16 protein-coding genes are annotated in these 14,964 nt (G+C 71.8%); 11 read left to right on the forward strand and 5 right to left on the reverse strand.

What is annotated here, in order from left to right; translation table 11 throughout:
* Window positions 1–208 precede the first annotated feature (208 nt).
* The 11 genes from AACH11_RS08410 (at window position 209) to AACH11_RS08460 (ending at window position 9,946) form a co-directional block, all read left to right on the forward strand.
* Window positions 209–1,396 (forward strand): NAD(P)/FAD-dependent oxidoreductase, encoded by a 1,188-nt coding sequence (locus tag AACH11_RS08410; RefSeq protein ID WP_341373767.1) that lies wholly within the window; start codon window positions 209–211, stop codon window positions 1,394–1,396.
* Between the two features lie 37 nt (window positions 1,397–1,433).
* Window positions 1,434–2,189, forward strand: coding sequence for an electron transfer flavoprotein subunit beta/FixA family protein (locus tag AACH11_RS08415; RefSeq protein WP_341373768.1), 756 nt, complete (start codon window positions 1,434–1,436; stop codon window positions 2,187–2,189).
* A 22-nt stretch (window positions 2,190–2,211) separates the two neighbouring features.
* On the forward strand, window positions 2,212–3,144 hold the full coding sequence (locus AACH11_RS08420) for an electron transfer flavoprotein subunit alpha/FixB family protein (RefSeq protein ID WP_341373769.1): 933 nt from the start codon (window positions 2,212–2,214) through the stop codon (window positions 3,142–3,144).
* Window positions 3,144–3,761 carry a HutD/Ves family protein gene (locus AACH11_RS08425; RefSeq protein WP_341373847.1) on the forward strand — a complete coding sequence of 206 codons (618 nt, stop codon included), beginning with the start codon at window positions 3,144–3,146 and terminating at the stop codon, window positions 3,759–3,761. Before AACH11_RS08420 ends, AACH11_RS08425 begins: the two co-directional genes overlap by 1 nt.
* Window positions 3,758–5,434 carry an electron transfer flavoprotein-ubiquinone oxidoreductase gene (locus AACH11_RS08430; protein ID WP_341373770.1) on the forward strand — a complete coding sequence of 559 codons (1,677 nt, stop codon included), beginning with the start codon at window positions 3,758–3,760 and terminating at the stop codon, window positions 5,432–5,434. Before AACH11_RS08425 ends, AACH11_RS08430 begins: the two co-directional genes overlap by 4 nt.
* A 76-nt stretch (window positions 5,435–5,510) precedes the next feature.
* Window positions 5,511–5,834, forward strand: a complete 324-nt coding sequence (locus AACH11_RS08435) for a DUF1330 domain-containing protein (protein WP_341373771.1) — start codon at window positions 5,511–5,513, stop codon at window positions 5,832–5,834.
* Window positions 5,835–5,882: 48 nt separating this feature from the next.
* Window positions 5,883–6,587, forward strand: a complete 705-nt coding sequence (locus tag AACH11_RS08440; RefSeq protein WP_341373772.1) for a LysE family translocator — start codon at window positions 5,883–5,885, stop codon at window positions 6,585–6,587.
* A 37-nt stretch (window positions 6,588–6,624) separates the two neighbouring features.
* Window positions 6,625–7,101 (forward strand): Lrp/AsnC family transcriptional regulator, encoded by a 477-nt coding sequence (locus AACH11_RS08445; protein WP_341373773.1) that lies wholly within the window; start codon window positions 6,625–6,627, stop codon window positions 7,099–7,101.
* 22 nt (window positions 7,102–7,123) lie between these two features.
* Window positions 7,124–7,801 carry a 5,6-dimethylbenzimidazole synthase gene (gene bluB, locus AACH11_RS08450; protein ID WP_341373774.1) on the forward strand — a complete coding sequence of 226 codons (678 nt, stop codon included), beginning with the start codon at window positions 7,124–7,126 and terminating at the stop codon, window positions 7,799–7,801.
* Between the two features lie 162 nt (window positions 7,802–7,963).
* Entirely contained in the window at window positions 7,964–8,860 is an 897-nt protein-coding gene (locus AACH11_RS08455) for a PhzF family phenazine biosynthesis protein (protein WP_341373775.1), read from the forward strand.
* A 171-nt stretch (window positions 8,861–9,031) separates the two neighbouring features.
* A complete protein-coding gene (locus AACH11_RS08460) occupies window positions 9,032–9,946 on the forward strand; it encodes a DMT family transporter (protein WP_341373776.1) in 915 nt (304 codons plus the stop codon).
* Here the strand turns inward: AACH11_RS08460 and AACH11_RS08465 are convergent.
* Genes AACH11_RS08465 through AACH11_RS08485 form a run of 5 tightly spaced genes read right to left on the reverse strand, consistent with a single transcriptional unit; the run spans window position 9,909 to window position 14,929 of the window.
* Complete coding sequence (locus tag AACH11_RS08465; RefSeq protein ID WP_341373777.1) at window positions 9,909–10,931, reverse strand: DctP family TRAP transporter solute-binding subunit; 1,023 nt, start codon at window positions 10,929–10,931, stop codon at window positions 9,909–9,911. The two genes, AACH11_RS08460 and AACH11_RS08465, sit on opposite strands and share 38 nt — an antisense overlap.
* A gap of 23 nt (window positions 10,932–10,954) precedes the next feature.
* Window positions 10,955–11,992, reverse strand: coding sequence for an L-idonate 5-dehydrogenase (locus AACH11_RS08470; RefSeq protein WP_341373778.1), 1,038 nt, complete (start codon window positions 11,990–11,992; stop codon window positions 10,955–10,957).
* Window positions 11,993–12,038: 46 nt separating this feature from the next.
* Entirely contained in the window at window positions 12,039–13,319 is a 1,281-nt protein-coding gene (locus tag AACH11_RS08475) for a TRAP transporter large permease (protein ID WP_341373779.1), read from the reverse strand.
* Window positions 13,316–13,903 carry a TRAP transporter small permease gene (locus tag AACH11_RS08480; RefSeq protein WP_341373780.1) on the reverse strand — a complete coding sequence of 196 codons (588 nt, stop codon included), beginning with the start codon at window positions 13,901–13,903 and terminating at the stop codon, window positions 13,316–13,318. The genes AACH11_RS08475 and AACH11_RS08480 overlap by 4 nt, the downstream gene beginning before the upstream one ends.
* A gap of 15 nt (window positions 13,904–13,918) precedes the next feature.
* A complete protein-coding gene (locus tag AACH11_RS08485) occupies window positions 13,919–14,929 on the reverse strand; it encodes a TRAP transporter substrate-binding protein (RefSeq protein WP_341373781.1) in 1,011 nt (336 codons plus the stop codon).
* Between the last annotated feature and the right edge of the window lie 35 nt (window positions 14,930–14,964).

The following is a 14,964-nucleotide window of genomic DNA, read 5'->3' on the forward strand; positions in this document are numbered from 1 at the left end:
TGTGTTCTCCAGCAAGGGCGATCCGGCCGGACCCGGACCGGGCTGTACCAGAGACCAGAACGCGGCAGCCATCCTCATCGGGGCCTCGCCGTGCGGCCGCGGCATGCGTTGATCCTGAACCATAGCTTCAACGTCCGTGATCGTGTCGCGCTGCGCGAGGGCCGCCCCTAGGCTGCGAAGCATTCCAACCAACGGCTCGTTCGCAAGCATGGAAACCTACGATGTCATCGTGATCGGCGCCGGTGTGATCGGCTGCTCGGTCGCCTTCCACCTGGCGCGTCACGGTGCCGGCCGCGTGCTGGTGCTGGACCGCACGCAGATCGGCGCGGGCACCACCTCGCAGTCCAGCGGCATCCTGCGCACGCACTACTCGGTCACCGAGAACGTCGAGCTCGCCCGCCGCAGCTGGCGCGTGTTCAATGATTTCGCGGGTTATCTGCAGGACGACGAGGCCTCCGCCGGCCTGGTCAAGTGCGGCTACCTGATCGCCGCGCCGGACGGCGACAAGCTCGCGGCGCTGCGGGCCTCGCTGCAGGCGCAGCGCGACATGGGCATCGAGCTGCACCTGATCGACGCGCAGCAGGCGCGCGAGCGCCTGCCGATCGCCCGCTTCGATGACGCCGCGCTGATCGGCTACGAGCCCGAGGCCGGCTTCGCCGATGCCTACCTGGTGGCCACCAGCTTCGCCCGCGCCGCGCGCCGGCAGGGCGTGCGCATCCTGGAGGGCGTGGACGTCGAGCAGCTGCTGGTCGAGGGCGGCCGCGTCGTCGGCGTGCAGACCGCGCAGGGCCGCTTCCAGGCCGGCACCGTGGTCAGCACGCAGAACATCTGGGCCCGTGACATCGAGCGCTGGACCGGCATCCCGACCCCGGTCGAGGCCGAGCGCCACGCCGTGCTGGCCCTGGAGGCCGAGGCCGCGGCTTACACCTTCCAGATGCCGGTCTACAAGGACCTGGGCTCGGCCGGCATGCTGTACTGCCGCTCGTACGGCGGCAACCAGATGCTGGTCAGCGAGGGCATCGTCGGCGAGCGCCTGAGCCAGCCCGACAACGAGCAGGGCGACATCCCGATGGACTACGTCGTCGAGGTCGGCGCCCAGGTGGCCGAGCGCTTTCCGGCCTACGAGACGGCCGGCCTGGCCTCGTCCTGGACCGGCGTCTACGACGTCACGCCGGACTGGAACCCGGTGCTCGGGCCGATCCCCGACGTGCCGGGCCTGGTGGTGGGCTACGGCTTCTCCGGCCACGGCTTCAAGCTGTCGCCGGGCGTCGGCGCCATCCTGGCGCAGAGCGCGCTCGGCCTGCCGACCGACGTGCCGCTGGCGCCCTACGCGCTGGAGCGCTTCCGCAACGGCCGGCTGCTGACCGGCAAGTACGGCCTGGGCGCCGTCTCCTGATTCCGATCGTTCAAGAGTCTTTCCGACGAGAACTGACATGCACATTCTGGTACCCGTCAAGCGTGTCGTGGACTACAACGTCAAGGTCCGCGTCAAGTCCGACGGCCGTGGCGTGGACACGGCTGGCGTCAAGATGTCGATGAACCCCTTCGACGAGGTGGCCGTCGAGCAGGCGGTGCGCCTGCGCGAGCAGGGCGTGGCCACCAAGGTGACCGTGGTCACGCTCGGCGAGCCGGTGGCGCAGGACGTGCTGCGCACCGCGCTGGCCATGGGCGCCGATGCGGCCCAGCTGCTGACGCTCGACGGCGCCGAGGCCGATCCGCTGGCCGTCGCCCGTGCGCTGAGCGTGCTCGTCGAGCGCGAGCAGATCGGTCTGGTGCTGTGCGGCAAGCAGGCCATCGATGACGATCTGGGCGCTGCCGGGCCGATGCTGGCCGCGCTGCTGGACTGGCCGCAGGCCGTCTCGGTCAACCGGCTGACGATCGAGGGCGGCCAGTGCACGCTGGCCTGTGACGGCGACGGCGGCCTGGAGCAGTGGGTGCTGCCGCTGCCGGCGGTGCTCAGCGTCGATCTGCGGCTGTGCGATCCGCGCACCATCTCGCTGCCCAACATGATGAAGGCGAAGAAGGCGCCGCTGCTCACGCAGGCGGCGGCCAGCCTGCGCGCGCTGGAGGCCCCGCGCGCCAGCGTGGTGGCGGTGCGCGAGCCGCCGGCACGTGCGCCGGGTGTGCGCGTGGCGGACGTGACCGCGCTGGTCGAGCGCCTGCGCCAGCTGCCCCTGATGAACACCTGATGAACGCCTGAGGATAGACGTCATGACTTCATTCACGCTCGTTCTGCTGCCGATCGACGGCGAGGTGCTTGATGCCGGGGCCGGCCGCGTGGTGGCGGCGGCCCAGGCCTTCGGCCAGCCGGTGCATGCGCTGGTGCAGGGGCCTGCGGCCGTGGCCGCCCAGGCGGCGCGCCTGCAGGGGGTGGCTCGCGTGCTGCACGCCGAGACCGCGCCGCCCAACGCCGAAACCCTGGCGCGCCGCATCGCCGCGCTGGCCGAGCGCTACGACACCGTCGTCGCGGCCCACGGCATGCTGGCGCGTGCGGCGCTGCCGCGCGTGGCCGCGCTGACCGGCCGTGCCTATCTGTCGGACGTCACGGCCATTCCCTCGCGCCGCAGCGTCGTGCGGCCGATCTACGCCGGCAGCGCGATGGCCACCGTGCAGGTCGAGGGCGCGTTGTGCCTGACGGTGCGCGCCTCGGCCTTCGAGCCGCTGGCCGACCGCGCCGCGCCGGTCGACATCGAGGCGCTGGCGCCGGTCGAGCCCGATGGCCGCAGCCGCCTGCTCGGCCGCGAGACCGCCGGCCAGGACCGGCCCGATCTGACCCGTGCCCGCGTGGTGGTCGCCGGTGGACGCGGTGTCGGTGCCGCCGAGCACATGCGCCTGGTCGAGGCGCTGGCCGACCGCCTGGGCGGCGCGGTCGGGGCCTCGCGCGCGGCCGTCGATGCGGGCTTCGCGCCGAACTCGGTGCAGGTCGGCCAGACCGGCAAGGTGGTGGCGCCGGAGCTCTACATCGCCGCCGGCATCTCCGGCGCGATCCAGCACGTGGCCGGCATCAAGGATGCCAAGGTGATCGTGGCCATCAACAAGGACCCGGACGCCCCGATCTTCGCCCATGCCGACATCGGCCTGGTCGGCGATCTGTTCGAGGTGCTGCCGGCGCTCGCCCAGGCCCTGCCGGCGCGCGGCGCGTGATGCCGGCCGCGATGCGGGCCGAGGTGTCGGCCGAGTTGCCGACCGGCGTGCGCCGCTTCGCGGTCGACGCGCTGCAGGCCGAGCCCTGGCGCAACGGGGCCGGGCTCACGCGCACCGTGTGGCCGCACGCGGTCGACGGCCATGACCTGTGGCGGGTCAGCGTCGCCGATCTGCCCGAGCCGGCCGCCTTCTCCTGCTTTCCGGGGCGGGTGCGGCGCTCGGTCCTGCTGCGCGGGCCGGGCCTGGTGCTGGGCGCGCAGGGCGCGTCCTGGTCCTTCCCGCAGGTCGGCAGCGTCGCGGCCTATCCGGGTGAGCTGCCCATCCTGGCGCAGCCGCCGCAGGGCGGCTCGCGCCTGCTCAACGTCATGGCCGACCGCGCGCGCGTCACGCCGCTGCTGCAGGTCGACGACGGTCCGGCCAGCGGCCTGCGGCTGCCCCTGCCGTCCATCCTGATGGTGCTGTCCGGTGAGGCCGACATCGGCCCTGCGGGCGCCGCCTGGGGCACCTTCGGCGCCGAACAGGGCCTGGTGCTGGAGGCCGGCCTGCCGGGGCCCTTGTCCATCGAATCCCGAGCCCGGCCGCTGGTCTGGGCCCTCATCAGCTTTCAGATGTCATGAACGATCAGGACGCTCTGCTGGAGCGCTACGGCCCCCGCGAGTCGATGGACTACGACGTGGTCATCGTCGGCGGCGGGCCCGCCGGCCTGGCCACCGCGATCCGCCTGAAGCAGCTGCGCCCCGAGGCCTCGGTGGTGGTGCTGGAGAAGGGCGCCGAGCCCGGTGCGCACACGCTGTCGGGCGCCGTCATGGACCCGCGGGCCCTGACCGAGCTGCTGCCCGACTGGCGCGAGCGCGGCGCGCCGCTGAGCCAGCCGGTCACCGGCGACGACGTGCTGGTGCTCAGCCCCGACCGGGCGCGCCGCGTGCCCGATGCGCTGGTGCCCGACTGCCTGCACAACCCCGGCAACTACATCGTGCGCCTGGGCGCGGTCGTGAAGTGGCTGGCCGAGCAGGCCGAGGCCCTCGGCGTCGAGGTCTTTCCGGGCTTCGCTGGCGCCGAGATCCTGTACGACGAGCAGGGGCGGGTCCGCGGCGTGGCCACCGGCCACAGCGGCCTGGGCAAGGACGGCCAGCCCACCGCCGGCTTCCAGCTCGGCATGGCGCTGCACGGCCGCTACACCGTGTTCGCCGAAGGCGCGCGCGGCCATCTGGGCCAGCAGCTGATCCAGCGTTACCGGCTGGATGAGGGGCGGGATCCCCAGACCTACGCGCTCGGCATCAAGGAGCTGTGGGAGGTGCCGCCCGAGCGTGTGCAGCCCGGCCGCGTGGTGCACACCGCCGGCTGGCCGATGGACGACGCGACCTACGGCGGCGGCTTCCTGTACCACCTGGATGGCGGCCAGGTGGCCCTCGGTTTCGTCGTCGGGCTCGACTACACCAACCCCTGGCTCAGCCCCTTCGAGGAGATGCAGCGCTGGAAGACCCATCCGGCCATCCGCGCCCATCTGGAGGGCGGGCGGCGCATCGGCTACGGGGCGCGGGCCATCACGGCCGGCGGCATCCTGAGCCTGCCGCGGCTGGTCTTCCCCGGCGGCGCGCTGGTCGGCTGCGAGGCCGGCACGCTCAACGCGGCCCGCATCAAGGGCAGCCATGCGGCGATCGCCACCGGCATGCTGTGCGCCGAGGCGCTGGCCGATGCGCTGACCCAGGGCCGCGCCCATGACGAGCTGAGCACCTATCCGGAGGCCTTCGAGCGCAGCTGGCTGCATGCGGAGCTGCGGCAGTCGAAGAACTTCAAGCAGTGGTTCAAGCAGGGCAACCGCATCGGCGGCCTGATGACCGGCGTCGAGCAGTGGCTGCTGCCGCGCCTGGGCCTGCGCGAGCCGCCGTGGACGCTGCACCGCCGCGTCGCCGATCACGAGCGCCTGCGCCCGGCGGCGGATGCGCCGCGCATCGACTATCCGCGGCCCGACGGCGTGCTGACCTTCGACCGCCTGAGCTCGGTCTTCCTCAGTGGCACCCATCATGAGGAGAACCAGCCGGCCCATCTGGTGCTGCGCGACGCACGCGCGCCGGTGGAGGTCAACCTGGCCCGCCATGCCGGCCCCGAGGCCCGCTACTGCCCGGCCGGTGTCTACGAGTTCCTGCCCACCGACACGGGCGGATCCCGGCTGCAGATCAACGCGCAGAACTGCCTGCACTGCAAGACCTGCGACATCAAGGACCCGGGTCGCAACATCGTCTGGACCGTGCCCGAGGGCGGCGGCGGGCCGGTCTATTCCGGGATGTGAGCGGACTTTCATGTTCGCCGCCGCCACCACCGGCCTCACCCGCTCCGGCCGTCCTTCATTGCCCCCATCCACACCCATGCCCGCACCCGACATGCAGACCTCGCCCGCCTACTGGCTGATCCTGGCCAGCGAGGTCGGCGATGCCGCAGCCCAGGCCCGCTATGCCGCCGCCTGGGCACCGATCGCCGAGCGCTACCAGGCGCGCGTGCAGGTGCTGGACGCCGCCCGCGTGCTGGCCGAGCCCGACGGCCATGCGCGCGTGTTGACCGTCGCCTTTCCCAGCCTGGAGGCCGCCCGGGCCTGCCACGGCGATCCGGCCTACCAGGCCGCCGTCGCCCACGTGCTGCCGGTCTCGCGGCGCGCGCTGCTGATCCTGCCCGGCGAGCCGCCGGCGGCCTGAGGCCCGGGCGGGGCGGGCGGCCGGGCCCGGCTCTCCTATCATCGCCCCATGCCCGACGCCGCCCAACTCCTGTCCTTCCTCGTCGCTGCCGTCCTCATCACGGCCACGCCCGGTCCCGACAACCTGATGGTGCTGGGCATGGGCGTCTCCCGCGGGTGCCGGCAGGGCATCGCCTTCGGTCTCGGGTGTGCGGCCGGCTGCCTGAGCCACACGCTGCTGGCGGTGGTCGGCGTCAGCGCGCTGGTGGCGGCCTCGCCACTGGCTTTCACCGCGCTGAAGTGGCTCGGCGGCGGCTATCTGGTGTGGCTGGGGGTGCAGGCCATCCGCCATGCCGGCCAGGGCGTGGCCGCCGCGACGCCGGTGGCCGGGGCGGGTGTGCAGGGCGCGGCGGCGGATGCCCTTTCCGGTCCTTCCGGTCCTTCCGATCGTTCCGATGGGGCGGCCGGTGCCGCCGCCCGCGCGGCCTTCCTGCGCGGCCTGGTGGCCAATGCCGTCAACCCCAAGGTGGTGCTGTTCTTCCTGTCCTTCCTGCCGCAGTTCGTCGTGCCGGGGCAGGGCGCGGTCAGCACCCAGCTCGGGGTGTTGGGTGTGGTGTTCGCGCTGCAGGCGGCGCTGCTGTTCGGGCTGCTGGGCTGGTTCTCGGGCGGCATCGGGGCCTGGCTGGCACGCCGGCCGCAGGCCGCGGCCTGGCTGGACCGGGTGGCCGGCGGCGTGTTCATCGCGCTCGGCCTGCGCATGGTGGCCAGCCGCTGAGGGCGGTCGGCCTCGTCCGTCTCACCGCGCGCCGTCGATGAACCTGCCCCGCCCCGAGCTCGATACCCTCGACCTGCGCATCCTGCGCGAGCTGCAGGCCGATGGCAGCCTGAGCAATGTCGAGCTGGCCCGCCGCGTCGGCCTCTCGCCCTCGCCCTGTCTGGCCCGCGTCAAGGCGCTGACGGCCTCCGGCGTCATCCGCCAGTACGTGGCGCTGCTGGATGCCCAGCGCCTGGGCCTGCACCTGAACGTCTTCATCTCGATCAGCCTCAAGCAGCAGACGCGCGCCGCGCTCGAAGCCTTCGAGGCCCGCATCTGCGCCCGTGACGAGGTGATGGAGTGTTATCTGATGACCGGCGATGCGGACTACCTGATCCGCGTCGCCGTGGCCGACATGGCGGCGCTGGAGCGCTTCATCCTCGAACAGCTGTCGCCGATGCCGCAGGTCGAGAAGATCCGCTCCAGCTTCGCGCTCAAGCAGGTGCGCTACAAGACGGCGCTGCCGCTGGGCTGAGATGACGCGCTCCGATCCCGTCATGCCGGACCCCGACCGCCGCTTCACCGACGCCGAGCGCGAGGCCGTGCACGCGCTGATGCAGCTGCGCCGCGACATGCGGCACTTCCGCCCCGGCTGCACGGTGGCCCCGGCGGTGATCGCGCGCCTGCAGGCGGCGGTGCTGGCCGCGCCGTCGGTTGGCCTGATGCAGCCGCTGCGGGTGCTGCGCATCACCGATGCGGCGCTGCGCGCGGCGCTCGCGCAGTGCGTCGACGCGGAGCGTCTGCGCACGGCCGCGGTGCTGGGGCCGCGCGGCGACGACTTCCTGGCGCTCAAGGTCGAGGGCCTGCGCGAGTGCGCCGAGCTCTGGGCCCTGGTGCTGGCGCCCGATGACGGCACGGTCTTCGGCCGCCGCACGCTGGCGCGCGAGATGGCCTGGTGCTCGGCCGGGGCCGCGGTCGAGAACCTGTGGCTGGCCGCGCGGGCCGAGCACCTGGGCCTGGGCTGGGTCTCGCTGTTCGATCCGCAGGATCTGGTGCGGTTGCTGAACTTGCCCGACGGCGCCCAGCCGCTGGGTCTGCTGTGCATCAGCCCCGTCGACCACTTCTACCCGGCCCCGATGCTGATGCGCACCGGCTGGCGCCAGCCGCGCGCCCCGCGCGTGCTGTTCGGCGAGAACGGCTGGTCGGGGCTGCAGGACGACGCGCCGGGGCCTTGAGGCCGGCGGTGGCCGGCCTCAAGGCCCGCCGACCGCTGTGCTGCGTGTGCCGGGCCGCATCTGTGTCTGTCGCCCGGCGGCCGGGCTGACCAGAATCGGTCCTTCCGGCGACGGGCCCGTGCCGGGTCCGCGCCCCATCCGCTGCTCCACCGCGAAACCGCCATGCGCCACCGTGCCTTCCAGCAGGTCGATGTCTTCACCGACCGTCCCTTCCTCGGCAACCCGGTCGCCGTCGTGCTCGACGGCGAGGGCCTGGACACCGCCCAGATGCAGCGCATTGCCGCCTGGACCAACCTGTCGGAGACCACCTTCGTGCTGCCGGCCACCGAGCCCGGCGCCGACTGGCTGCTGCGCATCTTCACCCCCGGCGGCGAGCTGCCCTTCGCCGGCCATCCGACGATCGGCACCGCGCACGCGCTGCTGGAGGCCGGCCGCGTGCAGCCGCGTGACGGGGCCCTGGTGCAGCAATGCGCGGCCGGCCTGGTGCCGCTGCAGATCGACACCGGTGCCGATGGCCAGCGCCGCATCGCCTTCACCCTGCCGCCCACGCGCGAGACCGCGCTCGACGACGGCCAGCTCGACGCGCTGGACCGTGCGCTGGGCCAGCCCGTGCTGCGCAGCCCGCGCCCGCGCGTGATCGACGTCGGCCCGCGCTGGCTGGTCGCCCAGATGGCCGATGCTGCCGCGGTGCTGGCCCTGCGGCCGGACTTCGCCGAGATGGCGCGCCAGGACGCGGCGCGCGGACCGGGCAGCGGCGTGATCGTCTTCGGCGCCCATGATCCTCAGGTCGGCGGCCATGCCGGTGCCCAGGTCGAGCTGCGGGCCTTCATGCCCGCGGCCGGCGTGCCCGAGGATCCGGTGTGCGGCAGCGGCAACGGCTGCATGGCCGTCTTCGTGCGCGACACCGGCCAGACCGGGCGCTTCGGCGCCCGCTTCATCAGCACGCAGGGCCGGGCGCTGGGGCGCGACGGCCAGGTCGCGCTCGGCATCGCCGACGACGGCGCCATCACCGTCGGCGGGCAGGCGGTGACGGTGATCGAGGGGCGGATCCAGGCCTGAGAGCGCGGCCGTGCCGTGCGGCCGGCCGCGCCCCTGCGCTGATCCGGTCGCGATGGTGATCGACTGAGCCTGTACGGCCCGCCCACGCGATCCGACACTGGCGAGTCCGCCGGATCGGCGGCCGCTTCACCCGTTCGTGCTCTGCCCGTGTCCGCACCCACCGCCCTCGCCATGCCCGCCGCCTCCCCACACGCCAATCTGCGGGGCATCGGCTGGATGGTCGCCGCGATGGCCGCCTTCGCCATCGAGGACGTCTGCGTCAAGCTCGCCGCCCGCACGCTGCCGGTCGGCCAGGTGCTGATGCTGTTCGGCCTCGGCGGCATGCTGCTGTTCGCGGCCTGCCCGCGCGGGTCAGGGGCGCCCCTGTTCGATGCCGCGGTGCGGGCACCGGCGATGCGCGTGCGCGCCGTCTTCGAGTTCATCGGCCGGCTGTTCTACGTGCTGGCGATCAGCCTGACGCCGCTGTCCGCCGCCACCGCCATCCTGCAGGCCACGCCGGTGCTGGTGGTCCTCGGCGCCAGCCTGTGGTTCGGCGAGCGCGTGGGCTGGCGGCGCTGGCTGGCCATCGTCGCCGGCCTGCTCGGCGTGCTGGTGGTGCTGCGCCCGGCCGCCGGCGACTTCTCCGCGCTGTCGATGCTGACCGTGGTCGGCATGATCGGCTTCGCCGGCCGCGATCTGGCCAGCCGCGCCGTGCCGGCGACGCTCGGCACCCGCCACCTCGGCTTCTTCGGCTTCCTGACCGTCACCGTCGCCGGCGCGGCCTGTGCGCTGTGGGACGGCCGCGCGCCGGTGTGGCCCACGGCCAGCGCCGCCGCCGCCCTGGCCGGCGGCGTGGCCATCGGCGTGGCGGCCTATGCCTGCCTGATGAAGGCCATGCGCACCGGCGACATCGCCACCGTCACCCCCTTCCGCTACACCCGCCTGCTGTTCGGCCTGGGGCTGGGCGTGGCCGTCTTCGGCGAGCGGCTGGACGGGCCGATGCTGGCCGGCTGCGCGATCATCGTGGGGGCGGGGTTGATGATCGCGTGGGAGGGGCGGCGGCGCGGCCTCACCGCGCCGCACGCGCCTTCTGGATCTCGCCCATGAAGCCGCCCACGAAGTCGGTGCCCAGCGCGGCCAGGTTGCGCTCGACGACCGGCTGCACGACGGCGCGGATCCTGGCCAGCTCGGCGGGCGGCATCTCCTGGACCAGCATGCCCTTGGCCTTCAGCTCGGTGATGACCTCCGCCGCCTGCTTCAGCTCCTGGGTCCGCTGGACGCCGCGGATCTCCTCGGCCGCCTTGCGCACGGCGGCCTGCTGATCCGCAGGCAGCGCCGACCACCAGCGACGCGAGGCCACGATGGCCACCGGCGTGTAGACGTGATTCGTGATCGTCAGGTACTTCTGCACCTCGTACATCTTGTTGGCATGCATGTCGACGACCGGGTGCTCGTAGCCGTCGAGCGCCTTGATCTCGAGCGCCGGATAGACCTCGGTGAAGGCCATCGGCACCGCGTTCATGCCCATCGCGTTGAAGCTGGCCAGCGCCATCGGGCTCTGCATGACACGCACCTTCAGGCCCTTCATGTCCGCCAGCGAGCCCAGCGCGCGCTTGCTGTTGCTCATGTTGCGGAATGCGCCACCGGACCAGACCAGGCCCTGCAGGCCCAGGTCGGACAGGCCGTCCAGCAGCTGGCGTCCGGCGCTGCCGTCCAGCACGGCCGCGGCCTCGGCATCGTTGCCGAACAGGAAGGGCACGTCGAAGATCTGCAGCTCCTTGCGGCGGGCCGAGATCGGTGCCAGCGATCCCATGTAGAGGTCCTGGGTACCGCTCTGGGTGGCCAGCAGCATCTTCTCCTCGGAGCCCAGCACCGCGTTGCCGTAGACCTCGATGACGATCTTGCCGCCGGAGGCCTTCTGCACGGCTGCCGCGAACTGCTTCATCGCCATGGCGCGCGGATGGCTGTCGGCGAACGAGTGACCCAGGCGCACCTTGCGCGTCTCCTGGGCGCTGGCGGCCTGCGCCGTGAACAGGGTGCCGAGCGCGACAGCGGCGGTCAGCAGGCGGCGGCGGGCGGTGGGGTGATGCATGGGTGTCTCCGGGGGCGGTGTCGTCATTCGAAGTCCAGCAGGACCTTCATCGCCTGCGTGCGGTCGGCGGCCAGCGCGAAGGCCCGGCCGGCATCCCGGTAGGGCAGCGTGGCCGAGATCAGCGGCTTGAGGTCGACCAGACTGCCGTTGATCAGCGCCACGGCGGTGGCGAACTCCTCGTGGAAGCGGAAGGCGCCGCGCAGGTCGAACTCCTTGGCGACCACCATGTTGAACGGCAGCGTCGCCTCGCTGCCGGACAGACCGAGCTGCACCAGCGCGCCGCGCGGCCGCAGCACATCGAAGCCGCTGCGCATGGCCTGGGCATTGCCGCTGCATTCCAGCAGCACGTCGAACTGGCCCTTGTCGACGGCGTGACGGGCGAGGGCGGCTGGATCCTCCGCGACGTGGATGACCTCGTCGGCCCCCACCTGGGCCGCCTTGCGCAGCGGATGGGCGACCACATCGGTGGCCGCGATGAAGCCGGCCCCGGCACGGCGGGCCGCGATGATCGCCATCGCGCCGATCGGGCCGCAGCCGGTCACCAGCACCCGCCGGCCGAGCAGGGGGCCGGCACGGTTGACGGCGTGCAGGGCCACGGCCAGCGGCTCGGCCATCGCGCCTTCGGCATCGCTGACCGTGTCGGCCAGCACATGGGCCTGTGAGGCCTCGATCACCAGCTCCTGCCGGAACGCGCCCTGGACATGCGGCATGCGCATTGCGCTGCCGAAATAGCGCATGTCCAGGCAGTGGTTCTGCAGGCCCTTCTGGCAGAAGCGGCAGAGGCCACAGGGCCGGCTCGGGTTGACGGCCACCCGGGTGCCGACGCTCAGGCCCGCCACGCCCTCGCCGACGGCCGCGATGCGGCCGGCCACCTCATGGCCCAGCACCATCGGCTGCTGCAGCCGGATGGTGCCGAAGCCACCGTGCTGGTAGTAGTGCAGATCCGAGCCGCAGATGCCGCCGCAGCGCACGCGCACCAGCACCTGGTCGGGGCCCACCGGCGGGCGTTCCTGAGGTTCGACGCGAAGGTCGTGAGGGGCGTGGATGACCAGAGCTTCCATGAGAGCTTGAACGTGAAAAATGAGAGATAACGGCGCGACAACGGCGTCAGCGCGTCATCCACTGCAGCGGCCACATGACCAGCTGCGGGAACAGCACCAGCAGGAACATCACGATCGACTGCGCGACCATGAATGGCAGCACGCCGCGGATGGCGCCGCTCATCGGGATCCTGGCCACGCCGCAGACCACGTTGAGCACGGTGCCCACCGGCGGGGTCACCAGCCCGATCGCGTTGTTCATGATGAACAGCACGCCGAAGTACACCGGATCGATGCCGGCCTGCTTGAGCACCGGCATCAGCACCGGCGTGAGGATCAGCACCGTCGGCGTGAAGTCCAGCGCGGTGCCGATCACCAGCACCAGCAGCATCAGCACGAGCACCAGCAGCGTGGGCTGATCCATCAGGGGCTGCACCAGCTCGGCCAGCTGCTGCGGGATGTTCGCGGTCGTGATCAGCCAGGCCGAGACACCGGCGGCCGAGACCAGGAACATGATCACCGCCGTGGTCTCGGCCGCCCGGTAGAACAGGCGGTAGAGCTGCGACGGCCGGATCTCGCGGTAGACCAGCGTGCCGATCAGCAGCGAGTAGACCGCGGCGATCACCGCCGCCTCGGTCGGCGTGAACAGGCCGAACTTCAGCCCGCCGATGATGACCACCGGCAGCACCAGGGCCCACAGGGCGTCCCGGCTGGCCTGCAGGCGCTGCGCCGTGCTGCTGCGCGGCTCGACACGGATCACGTCACGGCCGCTGACCCAGCGCCAGGCCAGCATGATCGCCAGGCCCATCAGGATGCCGGGCACGATGCCGGCGATGAACAGCTTGGTGATCGACACCCCGCCGGTCACGCCGTAGAGGATCATCGCGATCGACGGCGGGATGACCGGCGCGATGATGCCGCCGCAGGCGATCAGCCCGCAGGACCGGTTGACGTCGTAGCCGGCGTTGCGCATCAGCGGAACGAGCACCGACGCCAGCGCCGCGGTGTCGGCCACGGCCGAGCCCGACAGCGAGGCCATGATCACCGCCGCGGCCACCGCCACGTAGCCCAGGCCACCACGGATGTGGCCGACCCAGGACATCGCCATCACGATGATGCGGCGCGTCATGCCGCCGGCGTTCATGAACTCGCCGGCCAGCATGAAGAAGGGCACCGCCAGCAGCGGGAAGCTGTTGGCACCATCCCACATGTTCTGGATCACGATCTGCGGATCGGTGATGCCCATCTGGAACATCACGGCCAGACCGCAGCCGATCAGGGCGAAGGCCACCGGCATGCCGAGGGCCATCAGGCCGAGCAGCGATCCGATGAAGACGAGGAGCGTCATGGACGGCCTCCCTGGGGCGTCGGGGCGGCGCCGTGGGCCGGCGCGTGGCCGAGGTCGTTCATCGCGTCACGGGCTTCGGCCATGCCTTCCTCGTGCACGTCGATCAGTTCGTCATCGGCCACCCGGCCCAGGGCCAGGCGCAGCAGGTTGGACAGGCAGATCAGGCCCATCACGGTGCCTGACAGGTAGGAGACACCGAAGACCCAGATCATGCTGATCTGCGCGACGGGCGAGGCATTGCCCGCCAGGATGTCGTGCTGCAGCCAGGTGCCGTAGACCATGTAGCCACAGCACACCAGCATCAGCGCCTGGCTCAGGCCCCAGCACAGCCGACGCCCGGCGCCGGGCAGCGCCTGGACCAGCAGATCGACGCCCAGGTGTGCCCGGCGGCGCATGCCCACGGCCGCACCGATGAAGGTCAGCCAGACGAAGGCGAACCGGGGCATCTCTTCCGACAGGTCGATGCCGGTGTTGAGGAACAGACGCAACATGACGTTGCCGAACACCATCACCAGCATCACCGCCAGGCACAGCACCATCACGCCTTCGAGCAGGCGGGTGAGGGTGTCGGCGAACCACTTCATGTGACGGTCCCGTGTTCAGCGCGCGGCGCGCGCCTTCTCGATCTCGGCCTGGAAGCCCTTGACGAAGTCCTCACCGATCTGCGCCGAGAACTTCGCCAGCACCGGCTTGACCTTGTCCTGGATGCGGGCCAGCTCGGCCGCCGGCACCGCGTCGACGGTGACACCGGCGGCGCGGAACCTGCCGATCACGTCCGCATTGCCTTCGTCCAGCAGCTTGCGCTGCAGCAGGCCGGCCTCGGTCGCGGCCTTCTGCACGCCCGCCTTGTCCTCGGCCGACAGCGTCTCCCAGAACTTCCTGGAGGCGACGAGCGCGACCGGGGTGTAGACGTGATTGGTCAGCGAGATGTGCTTCTGCACCTCATGCATCTTGTTGGCGTACATGTGCAGCAGCGGGTTCTCCTGGCCGTCGAGCGCCTTGATCTCGAGTGCGGGGAACACCTCGGCGAAGGCCATCGGCGTCGCGTTGGCCCCCAGCGCCTTCCAGGTGTCGAGGGCCACGGGATTGGTCATCACGCGCACCTTCAGCCCGCTGATGTCCTCCGCCCGCGTCACCGTGCGCTTGCTGTTGGACAGGTTGCGGAAGCCCATGCCGGTCCAGGTCAGGCCGACGATGCCGCTGGGCTCCACCGCCGCGAAGATCTTCTTCGACGACGCGCCGTCGAACACCGCGTAGACCTCGCGCTCGTTCTGGAACAGGAAGGGCAGATCCCAGACCTGGACCTCCTTGACCCGGGTCGACAGCGGCGCGAGCGTGCCGATGTAGAACTCCTGCGTGCCGGCCTGCACCGCCTGCAGCTGCTTCTCGTCGCTGCCCAGCGTGGCGCTGTGGTGGACGGCGGGCTGGATGCGGCCCTTGGTGTAGGTCTTCAGCAGTTCGGCGAAGCGGTTCATCGCCACGGCCTGCGGATGCGTCTCGGGCATCGCGTGGCCGATCTTGGCGCGGACCTGGGCGTGGGCCGTGGCGGTGAGCAGCGACACGGTGGCGGCGATCAGGGCACCGCGGCGGATCAGGGAGAAGGGCTTCATGGTCAGGAGTGCAGGGGGAAGAGTCGGCGCCGGGC

Source organism: Pseudaquabacterium rugosum (genome assembly GCF_038066575.1).
In the GTDB taxonomy this organism is placed as follows: Bacteria; Pseudomonadota; Gammaproteobacteria; order Burkholderiales; family Burkholderiaceae_C; genus Pseudaquabacterium; species Pseudaquabacterium rugosum.